Consider the following 17,167-nt stretch of genomic DNA (forward strand, 5'->3'; position numbering starts at 1 on the left):
CCGCACTGGGCTGGGAGCAATGGCTCTAGCCGCTATGCGTATTTTGTGACTGTGAGAATAGAAATGGGGCGAACTAGGTGACCACACCATTGACCGACCAGGTCAAAGAAGAATTGACGGCTGTCGTTGTGCCACGCCAGTCCGCTCGTGCTGCCGAACTCGCGGCGATGTTGCGATTCGCCGGCGAGCTAGATATTTCCGGTGACAGCATGTCCTATGAGTTAGAGCTAGAAAGCCACGCCATTGCGCGGCGTTTCATGAACGCTCTTGATGACCTCTATGGGATCACTGCCGATAGCCATGTCGTCGGCCCGGCAGGAACCACCAAGAAGACTCGCGTAACGGTTCGCATCTCCATCGGCGCGAAAGAGCTGACCCGTCGGCTGGGCCTTATCACCCGCTCCGGCCATGCAGTAGTGGGGCTGCCGCCGCAGGTCATCTCCGGCACCGTGGCCGATAGCGAAGCAGCATGGCGCGGAGCCTTCCTTGCCCATGGCAGCCTCACGGAGCCAGGCCGCTCTTCCGCGCTGGAAGTTACCTGCCCGTGCCAAGAGGCTGCGTTGGCACTGGTGGGCTGTGCCCGCCGCCTTGGTATCTCTGCGAAGACCAAGGAAACTCGCGGTGAAGATCGCGTCGTTGTACGCGATGGTGATGCTATCGGGGCGCTTCTTACGCGTATGGGCGCTCAGGAGACTCGATTGAGCTGGGAAAAGAAGCGAGTTAAGCGGGAGGCGCACGATACGTCTCGGCGCTTGGACAATTTTGATGACGCCAATCTTCGGCGTTCTGCCCGCGCCGCGGTTACCGCGGCAGCGCGCGTTGACCGCGCCATGGAGATATTAGGTGACGATGTTCCTGAGCACTTGGCAGACGCGGGCCGCTTGCGAGTTCAGCACCGCGAGGCTTCGCTCGAAGAGTTGGGCCGCTTGGCCGATCCTCCTATGACCAAGGACGCAGTAGCCGGGCGTATTCGCCGCTTGCTGTCGATGGCCGATAAACGAGCCGAGGAGCTCGATATCCCCGATACCAACCAAGCGATTACGGATGACCTCTTCAACGAATCCTGACGCTCGGAATCACCTACATTAAAAGAACTCCCCGCAGTGCGGATACCAAAGAGGTAGGCGCAGCTGCGGGGAGATTTTTAGTGCCTTCCTGGCGGCTAGCAGGTACGCAACCGGCTAGCCAGAAGCGTTAAAGAACTAGGGAACTAGGAACCCTAGGACGTTGGTCATCAAGAACACGATGACACAGACAAAAGCCAGGAAGGCCACGGAGTAGCCCACTACGTTCTTCAGGATGACAGATTCCTTGCCCTCCATATTGACGGCGGTAGCCGCAATTGCAAGGGACTGCGGGGAGATCATCTTGCCCACGACGCCGCCTGCGGTATTGGCCGCGAGCATGAGGTCAGGGTTTACGCCAATTCGTTCTGCCGCTGCTACCTGCAGGTTGGCAAAGAGGGCATTAGCAGATGTATCGGAGCCAGTAACCGCGGTACCAATCCAGCCCAGGACTGGGGCGAAGAGCGCAAAGATGCTGCCGGCAGAAGAGACGAACTCACCAATAGTAATAGTCTGGCCGGAGTAGTTCATCGTATAGGCCAAGGCCAGCACCAGGATGATGGTAAGAGCCGAGAACTTCATGCGGCTGACGACGTCCCCAAAAGCGCTCACTGGTTGCCCAAAGCTTAGGCTGTAGCGGCCATTTTCATTGAAGAAGTGGTAGACAACCGCAACGATAATGCCCGAGAGCAGCAGGAGCGTACCTGGGTTGCCAAAGACATTGAAGCTGAAGCTAGTATCCATGAGGTTGCCGTCGGCGTCGACAATTGCGTCATCAAGCAGAGGCCAGGCAAAGTGAAGCTTGAGGAATCCGAAGACAGCGGGGGCGGCGGTTGCCACGGCAAAGACAACGGTCACTACGGCGTAGGGAAGCAGCGCCATCCAGATACGGCGTCCGTTGAGGTCGGTGGTGGACTCGGCGGCAGGCAGCTCGAGACGCTCGCGCAACTCCTTGACGCCCTTCGGCTTCCATACCCGGAGGAAGGCGAAAGCACAGCCCAAGGAGACGATGCAGGCGATGACGTTGGTGAGCTGGTACGCAAAGAAAGTCGCGGTCAACCACTGAGCGAACGCGAAGGAAATGCCCATCACGGCAGCGGCTGGGGCAGTTTCCTTGACACCGCGGAAGCCGTCCAAGATGAAGGCGATAAGGAATGGCACGATGGCGGCGATGAGCAGCACCTGCAAGGAAATAAGCGCTGCGATGTCGTGGGTTTGCTCGGCGCTGCGACCGGCTACCTCGCCAGCAGTGGTTACCGGGATGCCAACCGCGCCAAAAGCAACCGGAGCGGTATTAGCAATCAGAACTACTGTTGCCGCGCGCAGTGGCTTCACACCAAGGGCCATGATCATGGTCGCGGTAATGGCCACAGGGGCGCCGAAGCCAGCGAGGGCCTCCAACAGACCGCCAAAACAGAAGGCAATGAGGATAGCCTGAATGCGAATATCGCCATCACCCAAAAGGTCAAAGGTCTTGCGCAGATCCTCGAAGCGCCCGGAAGCTACGGTGATTTCATAGAACCAAATTGCCGTAATGATGACCCAGACGATGGGCAGGAGTCCGAATAGACCGCCACGTACGGCGGAGGACAAGGCCATATCTACCGGCATGGAGAAGCCGACGATGGCAATAATGAGGGATACTGCCAGGGCAACGGCGCCAGAAGTATGCGCGCGTGCCTTAACGCCTAGCAGCATGATAAAGAATGCAATGAGCGGGAGAATCGCCACCAGGGCGGTAAGCCCGAGGCTGTCACCCACAGCAGAGGTATTTATTTCGAACAAGAGAAGTCCTTGATTTCTACGGTGGTTTTGCCCGTAGGAAATTACGGGCACATGAAGCATTCTCACGGTGACCAACGGTGGCGCTAGAGCAGGCAGGGTTGCCTTAAACGCTTTGTGAGCCAGTGAGTAAGGAAAGCATATCGTGCGGTGGGCGTCACGGAAACAATACGGTCGTCTTGATAGGGGTTAGCGGCAGCATTTCTCAATGTCCGATCGGACAGAGGCGGACGCAACCCCTGAAGCTCAACAGTGATATATCTCACGTTAACGGGGTAAACCCAACACAAACCCACGTGTTCGGGCCTATCCAGCGGGTTTGTATGTGGGAAATAAAAAGGATCGGAAAGAGTGTACGCGCTTTTGGAAAATCTGTCATCCACTAGTTCTCAAGGCCGCTGGGAGCCTGCGCTGACAAAAAACGCTCGGTAGTATCGGCAATGTAAGGGAAAACGCTCGGGCGCTTCTCAAACACAGACTTCATTGAAGGACCCGCGCACATACCCGTACACACATTTACTCGACTCTTTGAGGAGAAATACAGTGACTATCCGCGTAGGTATCAATGGCTTTGGCCGCATCGGCCGTAACTTTTTCCGTGCAGTCGCTCAGGGTGACAACAACCTCGAAGTTGTTGCAGTAAACGACCTGACCGACAACGCCTCGCTGGCTAACCTGCTGAAGTACGACTCCGTACTGGGCCGCTTCGATGGCGAAATTACTCACGACGATGAGTCCATTACCGTTAACGGCCACCGCATCGTGGTAACCGCAGAGAAGGACCCGAAGCAGCTCAAGTGGGGCGAGTACAACGTAGACCTCGTCATCGAGTCCACCGGCCGCTTCACCAACGGCAACGACGCTAAGGCTCACCTCGAGGCTGGCGCCAAGAAGGTCATTATTTCCGCTCCGGGCAAGGAAGTAGACGCAACCTTCGTCTATGGCGTCAACTCTGACACCTATGATCCGGCAAACCACAACGTCATCTCCGCAGCATCCTGCACCACTAACTGCCTGGCACCGATGGCAAAGGTTCTCAATGACAAGTTCGGCATTGAAAAGGGCCTGATGACCACCGTTCACGCTTACACCGGCGACCAGCGCATCCAGGACGCTCCGCACAAGGATCCGCGCCGCGCCCGTGCCGCTGCAGTAAACATGGTGCCTACCTCCACTGGCGCTGCTAAGGCCGTATCCCTGGTTCTGCCTGAGCTCGACGGCAAGCTGGATGGTTACGCAATGCGCGTCCCGGTTATCACCGGCTCCGCTACCGATCTGACCTTCACCGCTTCCCGCGATGTCACCGCCGAGGAAATCAACGCCGCCCTGAAGGAAGCTGCTGAGGGCGAGCTCAAGGACACCCTCGCATACACCGAGGATCCGCTGGTTTCCACTGACATTGTTACCTCCCCGCACGGCTGCATCTTCGACTCCGGCATGACCAAGGTTTCCAACGGCAACCTGGTCAAGGTTCTGGGTTGGTACGACAACGAGTGGGGCTACACCTCCCAGCTCGTTCGCCTCACCAACCTGGTGGCAGACAAGCTCTAAACTAGAGCTCTAGCAATGAGGAACCGGCCTGATGCAAGCCTTCACGGCGCTGCGTCGCGGCCGGTATTCTTATATCTATAGCCTTTTAACCCGTCCGAATTATTTAAGGAGTAATTAATGGCTTTCCAGACACTTGACGATCTTCTCAAGGAGGGCGTCGAATCCCGCCACGTCCTCGTCCGCTCTGACTTCAATGTTCCACTTGATGAAGAGGGAAACATTACCGATCCCGGACGTATTAACGCTTCTCTTCCGACCATCAAGGCACTGGTAGAAGGGGGTGCAAAGGTCATTCTTTCCGCACACCTGGGTCGTCCAAAGGGTGAGGTAAACTCTAAGTTCTCTTTGGCTCCAGTAGCTGAAGCGCTGTCTGAGGCGCTTGACCAGTACGTTGCCTTAGCCGGCGACGTCACCGGAGAAGACGCTCATGAGCGCGCCAACGGCCTCAACGACGGTGACGTGATGTTGGTTGAAAACGTCCGCTTCGACCCCCGTGAGACCTCCAAGGACGAGGCCGAGCGCGGCCAGTTCGCTGACGAGCTCGTTGCTCTAGCAGCCGATAACGGCGCTTTTGTTTCTGATGGCTTTGGCGTTGTCCACCGTGCGCAGGCATCTGTGTATGACGTCGCTAAGCGCCTACCGGCTTACGCAGGCAAGCTCGTAGAAAAGGAACTGTCGGTGCTTTCCACTGTAGCTAAGGAGCCGGAGCACCCGTACGTGGTTGTCCTCGGCGGCGCCAAGGTTTCGGATAAGCTCGGCGTGATTGAAGCACTGGCCGGCAAGGCAGACAAGGTCATCATTGGTGGCGGCATGTGCTACACCCTGCTGGCTGCCAAGGGCTATAACGTCCAAGAGTCCCTGCTGCAAGAAGACCAGATCGAAAACTGCAAGGACCTGCTCGAACGCTTTGGCGACAAGCTGGTGCTTCCGGTTGATCTCACTGCTGCAAGCAAGTTCGCGGCGGATGCAGAGACCCAGGTAGTCGAGCTCGATAGCATCCCTGAGGGCTGGATGTCCCTGGATATTGGACCAAAGTCCGTGGAAAAGTTTGCAGAGGTTCTTGCTTCCTCCAAGACCGTCTTCTGGAACGGCCCGATGGGCGTATTCGAAATGGAAGCTTTCTCCAAGGGCACTGCTGGTGTAGCGCAGGCTATTATCGACGCCACCGCAAAGAACGGTTCCTTCTCCGTCGTTGGTGGCGGCGACTCCGCTGCCTCCGTGCGCATGCTTGGCTTGGATGAGGATGGCTTCAGCCATATCTCCACCGGCGGCGGTGCCTCCCTCGAGTACCTCGAGGGCAAGGAGCTTCCGGGCGTATCTGTCCTGGAAGCCTAAAACTGCCTTCTTAATTTGCCAGAAAGAGAGGAAAAATTCATGGCACGCACCCCACTTATCGCAGGTAACTGGAAGATGAACCTCGACCACGTCGAGGCCATCGGCTCCGTTCAGAAGTTCGCCTTTTCCCTGCCAAAAGACTACTACGAGAAGGTTGACGTGGCCTACATGGTCCCGTTTACTGATATCCGCACTATCCAAACGCTGGTAGAGGGCGACAAGCTGCAGGTCACCTACGGTGCGCAGGACATTTCTAAGCACGAGTCCGGCGCATTCACTGGTGAAGTATCTGGCAAGATGTTGGCCAAGCTCGGCTGCAGCTGGGTGGTTGTGGGCCACTCGGAGCGCCGTCAGTACCACGGCGAGACCGATAAGCTCGTTGCAGAGAAGGCAGCTGCAGCATTGGACAATGGCATCAGCCCCATCGTGTGCGTAGGCGAGCCGTTGGCTGTACGCGAGGCCGGTACCCATGTGGACTACGTGGTTAACCAGACCCGCAATTCTTTGGCCGGCCTGAGCGCAGACCAGCTTGCCAAGACTGTCATCGCCTACGAGCCAGTTTGGGCGATTGGCACCGGCAAGGTTGCCTCCGCAGACGATGCCCAAGAAGTCTGCGCCGCCATCCGTGAGCTCGTAACGGAGCTCGCAGGCGAGGAGGTTGCTGCAGGTATCCGCATTCTCTACGGTGGTTCCGTCAAGGTTGATTCCGTTGCAGAGATCGTCAGCAAGCCTGACGTCGACGGCGGCCTTATCGGTGGCGCTTCCTTGGTCGGCGAGGAGTTTGCCAAGTTGGCTGCCAACGCAGCTAATGCCCTGAGCTAACAGCAGTTATCACCCGTCACAGGTTCGCGCTAAGGCGCGGGTTGGAATGGTTCCAGCCCGCGCCATCGTGTACAGTGGGCCGGTGTGATTGCTTCGCTGTACGCGAAGCCTAAAAGTACGATTCCGCGCTAGCGGGTGGCGAGAGTCAACCGCAGGGCGCACGTTAGAAATAAGGATTATCCTCATGGTCTTGGCACTGGAAATCATCTTGGTCATCGCAGCTATTTTGATGTCCATCTTCGTGCTGCTGCACAAGGGCAAAGGTGGTGGCCTGTCCAGCCTCTTTGGCGGTGGCGTGCAGTCGAACCTGTCCGGCTCGACCGTCGTGGAAAAGAACCTGGACCGTTACACCGTGGTCATGGTAATTATCTGGCTTGCGTGCATCGTAGGCCTCAACCTCATCCAAGCATTCGCTTAAGCCACCAGCTGGAATAGCGAAAGCGCCGGTATCGGCTTCCAACCTCCTGGTTTCCTGTAGGAACTGTAGGTGGGGAAGCGGTACCGGCGCTTTTTGCGTGGCTCCGAGCCCAAAAGTTCAGCTCGGCTACGCTCTAGGCTGACGTGCCTAGAGCTCGGATGCGGCGTCATCGGCAAGGAAGAGGATGGTTTCTTCCTTACCGTGCACGCCTGCAGCTGGCCATTCTTCAGGCTCAGCGCCTTCAACGACGTGCTTGGCAGCTTCCGCCTTGGCCTCGCCTGCTACAAGAAGCCAGATCCGATCAGACTTGTTGACTGCGGGAAGAGTAAGGGTGATGCGCTCGCTCGGCGGCTTGGGAGAGTCATGAACGGGAACAGCTAGCTCTTCTTGCTCCCGAACCGCCTCAGAATGGGGGAACAAGGAATTGATATGGCCCTCTTCGCCCATGCCCAGCAGATGGAGATCGAAGCCGTTCGGGGCAAATTCCTTCAGCTCTGGCTCATATGCACTGGCCGCGGCTTCCATGGACACCGCGCCCAGATCAAAACCGTGAATATTCTGGTCCGGAATATCTACGTGATTGAGCAGGGCACTGCGTGCTTGACCCTCATTAGAATCTGCGTCAGAGACGGGCACATTACGCTCGTCGCCGAAAAAGACGTGAACGCGCGACCAATCGATGCGCTGGGCTGGAAAATTCTCGCCTTGCTGCTGTGCCGCGAAATCCAAACGAGCTAGCTCGTGGAGAACGCCAATTCCAGCGCCACCGCCGGTTAGGACAACTCGCGCGACCCCATCGTGGTGGAGCCCGCCACCGGCGGCTTGGATACGGGCTACGGTATCCACGAATTTCAGCGCGGCCTGGGAGATAAGTTCATCCACATCGCTTACGCGGTGAAGAGTTACCATGAGGTATCGCTATCCTTTGCAAAGAATCGGAGTTAAGCCGTTTTAGTGCTTACTGTAGTCTACTTGGGCGAGCGCACGGAGCGCTTGCGCATAAGTCTTATCGGCATCCAGATGGCGCAATTCTTCAGAGAGAACCTCAGCTTGGGAGCGCTTGCTAAGGCTCACCAAGGAATCCGGGGAACCTGGAACGCACACACGCACCGTGCGCTCGTCGACGACATCAACGTCGACGTGGCTCGTTTCCCGATTAAACCGCAAGTGGGTCACTGGGAAGTGCGGCTCCTGAGAGTCGGTCACAGCGCGGTGGACGGGGACTGCCAAACGATCGAGGATCCATCCAGCCGCGAAGTCTGGAGCTGGGTGGCCCGCAGGGCCCGCCACCTCGACGGATTGCACGGGCTCGTGAGGATGGCGGTCCAATGCGGAGGCCACGACGCCGCGCCACAAAGTGATGGCGGCCCAGGACATATCGGAATCGCCCGGCGTGTAACCGGCGGATAAGGTGCGCAGATCTTCGCCAGTGACGCGTCCGTCATAGGCAACGTTGGTGATGCGGCGTTGAGCCAGTTTACCCACCGAGCTGGAAGCTGGGTCAGGCGGGCACAAGGTAGGCCACCAGGCGACCAAAGGGGTGTCGGGAAGCAGCAGTGGAGTAACGACTGCCTCGTCCTGGTTTGCTAAAGCGCCGTGCAACTTCATGATGACCATCTCAGAAGCACCCGCTTCACCGCCCACGCGCAGCTGCGCATCTAAGTGGGTATCTGCCTGCGGGTCGCCCGTCACAACGACCAGAACGCGCGACGGGTGCTCGTGGGAGGCATCGCGCACGGAGGCCAAGATGTTTTCCAAATCATCGTCCTCGCGGGCAGCCACGATGAGGGTGAGTACTCGGCCGGTAGTAAGGGTGTAATGCTCTTGGGCCTCTACTAGCTTTTTGGAGATTTCACGAGTAGTGGTGTTGGGCAATGGAATAATCATTGTCTGCGTCCCTCCTATGGGCGGCGCCAGGAATGCCCCCGGCGGCGCAACATTCTATCGGCGGATTCTGGGCCCCACGTGCCAGCGCGGTATTCCTCCGGTTGGCCTGCTTCGGACCAGTAATCGATAATGGGATCCAAAATCGCCCAGGAAAGTTCCACCTCTTCGTTGGTGGGGAAGAGCGAGGACTCATCGAGGAGGGCATCCAAAATCAGGCGCTCGTATGCTTCCGGAGATTCCTCGGTAAAGGCCTCAGCATAAGCAAAGTCCATATTGACGTCGCGGACCTCCATGGTGGAGCCGGGCACCTTGGAACCAAAGCGCATGGTGACACCTTCATCCGGCTGCACGCGGATGACTACGGCGTTTCGTCCCAGCGCTTCGGTCTGGCCATCAACGAATGGTTGATTTGGCGCTGCCTTGAATACCAGCGCAATCTCGGTCACGCGGCGGCCCAAGCGCTTGCCCGTGCGCAGGTAGAAGGGCACTCCTCCCCAGCGGCGGGAGTTTACTTCCAAGGTGCAAGCTGCATAGGTCTCCGTCGTGGACTCCGGGCCGAAGCCTTCTTCTTCGCGCAAGCCCTTGACAAACTCGGAGCCTTGCCAGCCGGCGGAGTACTGGCCGCGAGCAGTCGTTTTATTGAGTGGATGCACGGCGTGGGTAGCGCGCAGCACCTTGACCTTTTCTGCCTGCAGGGCCTCAGGCTCGAAGGAAGACGGTTCTTCCATCGCAACTAGAGCCAAAAGCTGCAGCAGGTGGTTTTGGATGACGTCTCGAGCCGCACCGATGCCGTCATAATAGCCAGCGCGGCCGCCTAGGCCAATATCTTCGGCCATGGTGATTTGGACGTGATCGATGTAGTGGGCGTTCCACATGGGCTCAAAAATTTGATTCGCAAAGCGCAAAGCCATGATGTTTTGCACCGTTTCTTTGCCCAAATAATGGTCAATGCGGAAGACCGCGGACTCGGGGAAGACGGCGTTGACAATCTCATTGAGCTTGCGGGCAGACTCTTGATCGTGGCCGAAGGGCTTCTCAATGATTACTCGGCGCCACGAGTCTTCCACGGAGTTGGCCATGCCCACCCGCTCCAGCTGGTGGCAGATATTGGAGAAGAATTCCGGGGGAACCGAAAGGTAGTATGCCCAGTTGCTGCCGGTGCCGCGCTCGCGATCTAGCTCGCCCAAACGCGCCGAGAGGCGATCGAATCCAGCATCGTCGAAAGAGCCTTGCACAAATTCGATTCCCTGGGATAAATGCTGCCAGACATCTTCATTGAACTCGGTACGTGAGCTAGCGATGACGGCTGAGCGAACGTAGTCACAGAATGCGACCTTGTCCCAGTCACGGCGACCATAACCCACAAGGGTAAAGCCAGCGGGTAGGAGGCCACGGCTCGCTAGGTCGTAGATTGCGGGCAGTAGCTTTTTATATGCTAGGTCACCGGTAACGCCGAAGATGACCATGCCCGCGGGTCCTGCGATTCGCGGCAATCGCTTGTCGCTGGCATTGCGCAAGGGGTTGACCCAAGCGGCTGAGTCGGTCACGAAGAATCCTTCCTGAGTTTATGGGCTTTAAGCTCGCTAATATTCTAGCGGCAGAATGCCCCGCCGAATTCTCGGCGGGGCACAAGTCACACGGCTAGTTTACGCGAGTCGCTCCTTAATGGAAGCAAGCAGTTCCTCCCACGCAGCGACAAACTTATCAACGCCCTCGCGCTCCAGCACTGCAAAGACATCATCGAAATCAATGCCGACCTCTTCTAGCTGGGCAAAGACGCCTTCTGCAGCCTCGCGGCTATCAGACAGGGCGTCGCCGTGGAGGTTGCCCTCGGAGAGAACCGCATCGATGGTCTTTTCCGGCATGGTGTTGACCGTGTGCGGGCCAGCCAGCTCCGATACGTACAAGGTGGCTGGGTACTCCGGATTCTTTACACCGGTAGAAGCCCACAGTGGACGCTGGAGGTGGGCGCCTTCGGGCAAGTCGGCGTCGTTAAGCAGGGCATCCTGGAAGAGAGCATAGGCGCGCTGTGCATTGGCGACGCCCGCCTTACCGCGCAGCGCCAGAGCACTCTCGCTGCCAATAGCTTCCAAGCGCTTATCCACTTCGGTATCCAACCGGGAAACAAAGAAGGAAGCCACGGAGTGAATGGTGGAGACGTCCTTGCCTGCCTCGGCGGCACGCTTGAGACCAGTACGGAAAGCCTCAATGACATCGCGGTAGCGATCCACGGAGAAAATAAGAGTGACGTTGACGCTGATTCCCTCCGCCAAGGCATCTTCGATGGCAGGAAGGGAACCGGTGGTGGCCGGAATCTTGATCATCACGTTGGGACGATCAACCTTGGACCACAACTCACGCGCTTGTTTAAGGGTGGCAGTAGCATCATCAGAAATGCGTGGGTCGACCTCGATGGACACGCGGCCATCTGCACCGTTAGTAGAGGAGTAGATATCCGCAAAGAGGTCGCAGGCATTCTTGACGTCCTCGATGGCCAATGCGTACACCGCTTCATCGGCAGCGGCCTTGGTCTCCTTCAACGTGGAAAGCTCGGCATCGTAGGCGGTGCCGTTGGTCATCGCCGCGGCGAAAATTGCCGGGTTGGTGGTAACTCCCACGATGGACTTAGCGGAAATTATCTCCTTGAGATTGCCCGAAACTAGGCGCTCGCGAGAAAGGTCATCGAGCCAGGTTGAGGTTCCCAGCTGGCGTAGTTCGGAAATGTGGTTCATGATTACTCCTTATCCAGTCCTGGAGGTTTACTTCTTCGCAGCAGCCAGCGATTCTTGGGCCGCTTCAACAACCGCTGTAGTGGTGAAGCCAAATTTCTCAAAGAGTTCGCCCGCAGGAGCAGAGGCGCCGTAGTGCTCGATGGAAATGTTCCGGCCGAAAGAACCGGTGTACTTGTGCCACGGCATAGCGATGCCGGCTTCGATGGAGACACGGGCCTGCACCTCGCTAGGCAGCACGGACTCGCGGTATGCGTCATCCTGCTCATCAAACCACTCAAGGCACGGTGCGGAGACAACGCGGGTGGCTGTTCCGGCGGCCTCAAGTTCCTTAGCGGCGGCGACGGCAAGCTGCACCTCAGAACCGGTAGCGAGGAGGATCACGTCCGGCGTTTCCTTGGACTCTTCCACCAGAACATAAGCTCCGCGGCGCACGCCATCATGAGCCTTTTCCTTGGTGCCTTCCAGTACCGGTAGTCCCTGGCGGCTCAGCGCCAGGCCCTTTGGTGCGGCCTTGTACTCGAGAGCTGCGGCCCAAGCCTGTGCGGTTTCGTTGGCATCGGCCGGGCGAATAACGGACAGGTTCGGGATAGCGCGAAGGGCAGAAAGGGTCTCTACCGGCTGGTGGGTTGGGCCATCCTCGCCTAGGCCGATGGAGTCGTGGGTCCAGACATAGTAGGTATCGGTAGACATTAAAGAGCCCAGGCGGACAGCCGGGTACTGGTACTCGGAGAAAATAAGGAAGGTACCACCGTAAACGCGGGTATTGCCGTGCAGAGCAATACCGTTCATGATCGCAGACATCGCGTGCTCGCGAATGCCAAAGTGGAGGTTGCGGCCATACGGCTGAGCCGACCACATATCGGTGGTAATGGTTGCGGGGCCGAAGGAGTCCGCGCCCTTAATCACGGTGTTATTGGAGCCGGCAAGGTCAGCAGAGCCACCCCACATCTCAGGAAGGGAAGCGGCCAAGGCCTGGATGGTGGCCTCAGAAGCCTTGCGGGTGGCCAAGGATTCACCCGGTTCCCACACCGGCAATTCAGCGTCAAAATCTTGCGGCAATTCGCGCGCCTGCATGCGGTCAAAGAGTGCCTTATTCTCCGGATTAGCTGCAGCCCATTCGTCGAACTTCTTCTGCCACGCGGCGTGCTTCTCGGCGCCGCGCTCGCGCAGCTTGCGGGTGTGCGCGATGACCTCGTCGTCGATGTGGAAGCTGCGTTCCGGATCGAAGCCTAAGACCTCCTTAGTGGCAGCTACCTCGTCATCACCCAGTGCAGCGCCATGAACGCCGCCGGTATTCATCTTATTCGGGGCCGGGTAGCCAATGACGGTCTTCACGCGGATGAAGGAAGGGCGCTCGGTTTCTGCCTGAGCTGCCTTGACGGCCTCCTCAATGGCTACGACGTCTTCGCCGGATTCGACCGTTTGGACGTGCCAGCCGTAGGCCTCGTAGCGGGCGACCACGTCTTCGTTGAAAGCAATACTCGTATCGTCCTCAATAGAGATGCGGTTATCGTCCCAGAAGACAATCAAGTTGCCCAGCTTTTGCGTACCCGCCAGGGAAGAAGCCTCAGCGGTAACGCCCTCCTGCAGGTCACCATCGGACGCAATGGTGTAGACGTAGTGGTCGAAGGGAGACTCGTCGGCCGGTGCCTCTGGATCGAAAAGGCCGCGCTCTTTCCGTGCCGCCATGGCCATGCCAACGGAGGAAGCAAGGCCTTGACCAAGGGGGCCAGTGGTGATTTCCACGCCATCGGTGTGGTGCACCTCAGGGTGGCCAGGCGTGCGCGATCCCCAGGTGCGCAGCTGCTGGAGATCGTCCATCTCCAAGCCAAAGCCGCCCAGGTAGAGCTGGATGTACTGGGTGAGGGAAGAGTGACCAACCGATAGAACGAAACGGTCGCGGCCGGCCCAGTGCACATCGGCGGGATCATGGTTAATGACGCGCTGATACAAGGTGTAAGCGAGGGGGGCGAGGGACATTGCGGTGCCTGGGTGGCCGGAACCGCATTTTTGTACAGCATCTGCGGCTAGTACTCGCACGGTGTCGACGGCGCGGGTGTCAAACTCCGACCAATCCTCCGGGTAACGGCGTTCGACCATAGTTTGGAGTTCTGGGGACAACTTATCTTTCGACACTGGAAAGCCTCGCTTATGTCTAGGCAAAAAGTACTTAACTTTATTCAGTCTAGTAATTTTTTAACCGGTGGTGCGCAATTATAGAAAGCTAGGCATAAACGGTATGCTGGCATGGCTAAGTGGAGTGCGCGTAGGCGCTAAGCGCGCACTGAATCTAGCGGCCATAGGCCTGTTGTCTTTCACCCCGGCGCCGAAAACTGTGAGTGAGAGAACTGGAACTTTTTCACGGGCATGTGCGACCGCTAGGGGTGACCGCGCGCAGGAAGTGCGCGGGACACAGTTCACCAACGTTCAGATAGTGGAGGAATCCCTTGGAGACCATCAAGGCCTATTTTGCGCTAACGAAACCGAGGATCATTGAACTCCTCCTCGTGGCCGCAATCCCGGCGATGCTCCAAGCGCAACGCGGCGTGGAGGCCGTTTCAGACAATATCTGGCTTATCGTGTCGACCATTTTCGGCGGTTGGATGGGCGCTGCTGCCGCCCACACGTTTAATAACGTCGTGGACTACGAGCTGGATCAAAAGATGCAGCGCACGAGAGCCCGCCCGTTGGTAAGGGCCAAGATTTCTAAGCGAAACGCAGCAATTTTCGCCTGGGTAATGCTCATCCTTTCCGTGCTGTGGTTGGGCGTCCTCGCTCATTCCTGGCTGGCGGCCTTCTTCGTGATTTTGACGAACTTTTTCTATGTCTTCGTCTACACCAAGTTTTTGAAGATGCGCAATGCTCAAAATATCGTCTGGGGCGGCTTGGCCGGCTGCATGCCGGCGATGGTCGGCTGGGCGGTTATCCGGGATAACGCTCCTGTTGGAGAGCCTGACCGCTGGTGGCAGGCAATCGTGCTCTTCCTCATTATCTTCTTCTGGACTCCGCCACACACGTGGGCGCTGGCCATGAAGTACAAGGAAGACTACCGCAAGGCCGGCGTGCCGATGCTGCCCGTAGTGGCTGATGAGAAGGAAGTCACTCGACAGATCGTGTGGTATACCGTGGGCACGGTTATCGTGACCCTACTTATCGTCCCCGCTGCATCGTGGATTTACTTGGTCGCAGCTCTTGCCTCCGACGCGGTATTCCTATGGATGGCTATACGCCTGCACAAAGGAGTCAAGAACGGTGCCAAGGTTAAGCCGATGCGCCTGTTCATTTACTCCAATAACTACCTGTCGGTGCTCTTTATCGGGTTGTCCATCGACGCAGTATTGGGTTGGGAGCCACTAGGCAGGATGCTCGGCTGGTCGGCCACGTTATTCTGACTGCGCCCAGATACCCAAGGATAAGAAGGCGAAAGCGCGGGAAGGCAAATGCGTTCCCGCGCTTTCGGCGTGTGTGGGTGGGTTTAGGTTTTATCGCCAGCTTGGACGCGCAGCACGATGGAACCGGTAGTCTTGCGCTCCTGGAGGTCGCGGTGCGCCGCAGCGGCATCTTCCAGTGGATAAGATGCCGTGACGTTGAAGCTCAGATCGCCGTCGATAACAGCTTGGACGACCGCCTGGGCACGCATCTGGAACTCGCCTTCTTGGGCTGTCCATGCGCCGATGGAAGGCCGAGTGAGGAAGATAGACCCATGCTTGTTTAGCAGCTGCGGGTCGATAGGCTCAACTGGGCCAGAAGCGGCGCCGAATAGCGCGACGGTGCCACGGGGGCGTACTGCTTCGAGGGACTCGTGGAAGGTAGCCTTGCCGACGCCGTCGTAAACCACGTCAACGCCCCTATCACCGTTGTAGCGACGGACCTGCTCGGCGAGTGCGTCGCCATAGCGAAATACCTTATCCGCACCGGCTGCGTAGGAGAGCTCCTCCTTTTCGTCCGTGGAGACCACCGTATAAACGGTAGCGCCGAGCGACGATGCCATTTGGGTGAGGATCTGGCCTACACCGCCGGCGCCGGCAGTAATCAGACAGGAAGCGCCTTCACCCAGTTGATAAACGCCATGCGCCAAATAGTGTGCGGTAATGCCCTGCAGCAACATAGAGGCAGCGACTTCTGGCTGGAAATCATCAGGGACCGCCACTAGTCCCTCGCGTGGGACGCAGACCTGTTCGGCGTAGGAGCCAAAAGCCTGGTTCCATGCCACCATCGTGCCCTCGGCAATTTCCCCCTTGGGGTCGTGGACAACGCGTCCGGTACCTTCGAATCCGGGGATGAACGGGGTGGCCGCGTTATAGATACCCTCACGATAATAGGTATCGATGTAGTTGACGCCAGCCATGATGACGTCGACTAAAACCTCGTCGTCATTAGGGGCGGGGGCGGGAACTTCGGTATAGCGAAGTACTTCTGGTCCGCCGGTTTCTGTGACCTGAATTGCGTGCATATAGCCAGGCTAGCGCAAAAAGCCGGCCGAGTGCAGTTCCTCGGCCGGCCGTAAGAATTATGTGCTAAGCAGTCGCTCGCTCTTGTTCAAGAGAGGTTTGGCGCGCCGCGTACTTCTCATCGCCGCTGGGAGAGCCGGTGATGAGATCCGCGGTGCCGTCGGTGCGGCGTACACCGTGTGCCCATAGCAGGGCGGTATACGCGGTGACGAAGGAGGAGAGGCCAATATGGAAGGGGACAGTCCAGCGCGGAATGCTCATGTAGAACTGGTAAACGCCTACCGCCCACTGAATGAGGATGCATACAACGAGGACCCAGCCAGCCTTCTTAGCGTCTTGAGGTGCGCGGTTCTTGTAAAGCAGGAAGACGGTAATAACCGTAAGCGTCAGGTAGACGTACATGCACATGGCGTGGGTGACGGCCATGGCTTCGGTATCTACCTGCAGGCGGCCTTCCATTCCCACCCCGGAATCGCCAGAGTGGACGCCCGAACCGGTAACCATCGTGCCGGTGATGAGCACAATGCTCAAGGCAACGGTAGCGACCGCTGCAAGGAGGCGAATCGCTTGAGGGAAGCGAGCGCGTGGCGTTCCGTCATCGGGTTCCACAATGCGGGAATAAAGCATTGCCGCCAGCCATACCAAGAGCATCGAAGGTAGGAAGTGCAACGCCACGGACCACCAGCGGAGGTCTAGGTGGACAGAGATACCGCCGATGACCGCTTGCAGTACGATGCCAGCGACGTTGAGCCATGCGTACACCTTGAGCTCTGCGCGGCGTCGCGCCATACGCATGGCAATGACGGCGGCGATAGCCGCTGCGGTTACGACGAAAGTAAGCAGGCGGTTACCAAACTCGATGGCCTGGTGGAGAGCAGGCGCAGCGCCTTCCATAGGGACAAGGGAGCCTGGTTGGCATTCCGGCCAGGTGGGACAACCCAATCCCGAGCCGGTCACGCGGACAATGGAACCAGACACGGTGATGCCACCCTGGCACAAGAGGAGGATGAGCGCGATGAGGCGCTGCTGTTGCAGTGTAGGGGCGGCTTCCTTAAAGAAGCGCTTGATCTTCGTCCAGTAATTCACGCATAGCATCCTACTAGTCGGAAGATTTCGGGCATAAAA

The 17,167-nt window shown here is 57.9% G+C and carries 14 protein-coding genes; 6 read left to right on the plus strand and 8 right to left on the minus strand.

What is annotated here, in order from left to right; genetic code table 11:
* The first annotated feature begins 77 nt into the window (after positions 1-77).
* On the plus strand, positions 78-1,067 hold the full coding sequence (gene whiA, locus LG376_RS09225) for a DNA-binding protein WhiA (RefSeq protein WP_225746911.1): 990 nt from the start codon (positions 78-80) through the stop codon (positions 1,065-1,067).
* A 135-nt stretch (positions 1,068-1,202) separates the two neighbouring features.
* Here the strand turns inward: whiA and LG376_RS09230 are convergent, their stop codons facing one another.
* Complete coding sequence (locus LG376_RS09230; protein ID WP_370633379.1) at positions 1,203-2,849, minus strand: L-lactate permease; 1,647 nt, start codon at positions 2,847-2,849, stop codon at positions 1,203-1,205.
* 540 nt (positions 2,850-3,389) lie between these two features.
* Between LG376_RS09230 and gap the strand changes: the two genes are divergently transcribed.
* From gap to secG, 4 genes are all read left to right on the plus strand, one after another.
* Positions 3,390-4,397: a type I glyceraldehyde-3-phosphate dehydrogenase gene (gap, locus tag LG376_RS09235; RefSeq protein WP_198493099.1), complete on the plus strand. Its 1,008-nt coding sequence runs from the start codon at positions 3,390-3,392 to the stop codon at positions 4,395-4,397.
* A gap of 117 nt (positions 4,398-4,514) precedes the next feature.
* Positions 4,515-5,732 (plus strand): phosphoglycerate kinase, encoded by a 1,218-nt coding sequence (gene pgk / locus LG376_RS09240; RefSeq protein WP_225746912.1) that lies wholly within the window; start codon positions 4,515-4,517, stop codon positions 5,730-5,732.
* 39 nt (positions 5,733-5,771) lie between these two features.
* The gene (gene tpiA, locus LG376_RS09245; protein WP_225746913.1) at positions 5,772-6,554 is read left to right on the plus strand and encodes a triose-phosphate isomerase; all 783 of its coding nucleotides are present in this window, start codon (positions 5,772-5,774) and stop codon (positions 6,552-6,554) included.
* 184 nt (positions 6,555-6,738) lie between these two features.
* A complete protein-coding gene (gene secG, locus LG376_RS09250; protein WP_005324856.1) occupies positions 6,739-6,972 on the plus strand; it encodes a preprotein translocase subunit SecG in 234 nt (77 codons plus the stop codon).
* A gap of 147 nt (positions 6,973-7,119) precedes the next feature.
* On the opposite strand, the gene pgl is transcribed toward secG, so the two are convergent.
* From pgl to tkt, 5 genes are all read right to left on the minus strand, one after another.
* A complete protein-coding gene (gene pgl / locus LG376_RS09255) occupies positions 7,120-7,881 on the minus strand; it encodes a 6-phosphogluconolactonase (protein WP_225746914.1) in 762 nt (253 codons plus the stop codon).
* Between the two features lie 42 nt (positions 7,882-7,923).
* Entirely contained in the window at positions 7,924-8,859 is a 936-nt protein-coding gene (locus LG376_RS09260) for a glucose-6-phosphate dehydrogenase assembly protein OpcA (protein ID WP_198493096.1), read from the minus strand.
* A gap of 14 nt (positions 8,860-8,873) precedes the next feature.
* Complete coding sequence (gene zwf, locus LG376_RS09265) at positions 8,874-10,406, minus strand: glucose-6-phosphate dehydrogenase (protein WP_080970416.1); 1,533 nt, start codon at positions 10,404-10,406, stop codon at positions 8,874-8,876.
* 99 nt (positions 10,407-10,505) lie between these two features.
* On the minus strand, positions 10,506-11,591 hold the full coding sequence (tal, locus tag LG376_RS09270; RefSeq protein WP_049378184.1) for a transaldolase: 1,086 nt from the start codon (positions 11,589-11,591) through the stop codon (positions 10,506-10,508).
* A gap of 27 nt (positions 11,592-11,618) precedes the next feature.
* Entirely contained in the window at positions 11,619-13,691 is a 2,073-nt protein-coding gene (tkt, locus tag LG376_RS09275; protein WP_225747381.1) for a transketolase, read from the minus strand.
* 347 nt (positions 13,692-14,038) lie between these two features.
* On the opposite strand from tkt, the gene LG376_RS09280 reads away from it, so the two are divergent.
* Positions 14,039-14,983: a heme o synthase gene (locus LG376_RS09280; protein WP_225746915.1), complete on the plus strand. Its 945-nt coding sequence runs from the start codon at positions 14,039-14,041 to the stop codon at positions 14,981-14,983.
* A gap of 83 nt (positions 14,984-15,066) precedes the next feature.
* Here LG376_RS09280 and LG376_RS09285 read toward each other — a convergent pair whose 3' ends face one another.
* Positions 15,067-16,044: a quinone oxidoreductase gene (locus tag LG376_RS09285; protein WP_225746916.1), complete on the minus strand. Its 978-nt coding sequence runs from the start codon at positions 16,042-16,044 to the stop codon at positions 15,067-15,069.
* A gap of 64 nt (positions 16,045-16,108) precedes the next feature.
* Positions 16,109-17,137 carry a heme A synthase gene (locus LG376_RS09290; protein ID WP_225746917.1) on the minus strand — a complete coding sequence of 343 codons (1,029 nt, stop codon included), beginning with the start codon at positions 17,135-17,137 and terminating at the stop codon, positions 16,109-16,111.
* Positions 17,138-17,167: the final 30 nt, after the last annotated feature.

Source organism: Corynebacterium sp. Marseille-P4611, from assembly GCF_916618765.1.
Lineage (GTDB): Bacteria > Actinomycetota > Actinomycetes > Mycobacteriales > Mycobacteriaceae > Corynebacterium > Corynebacterium marquesiae.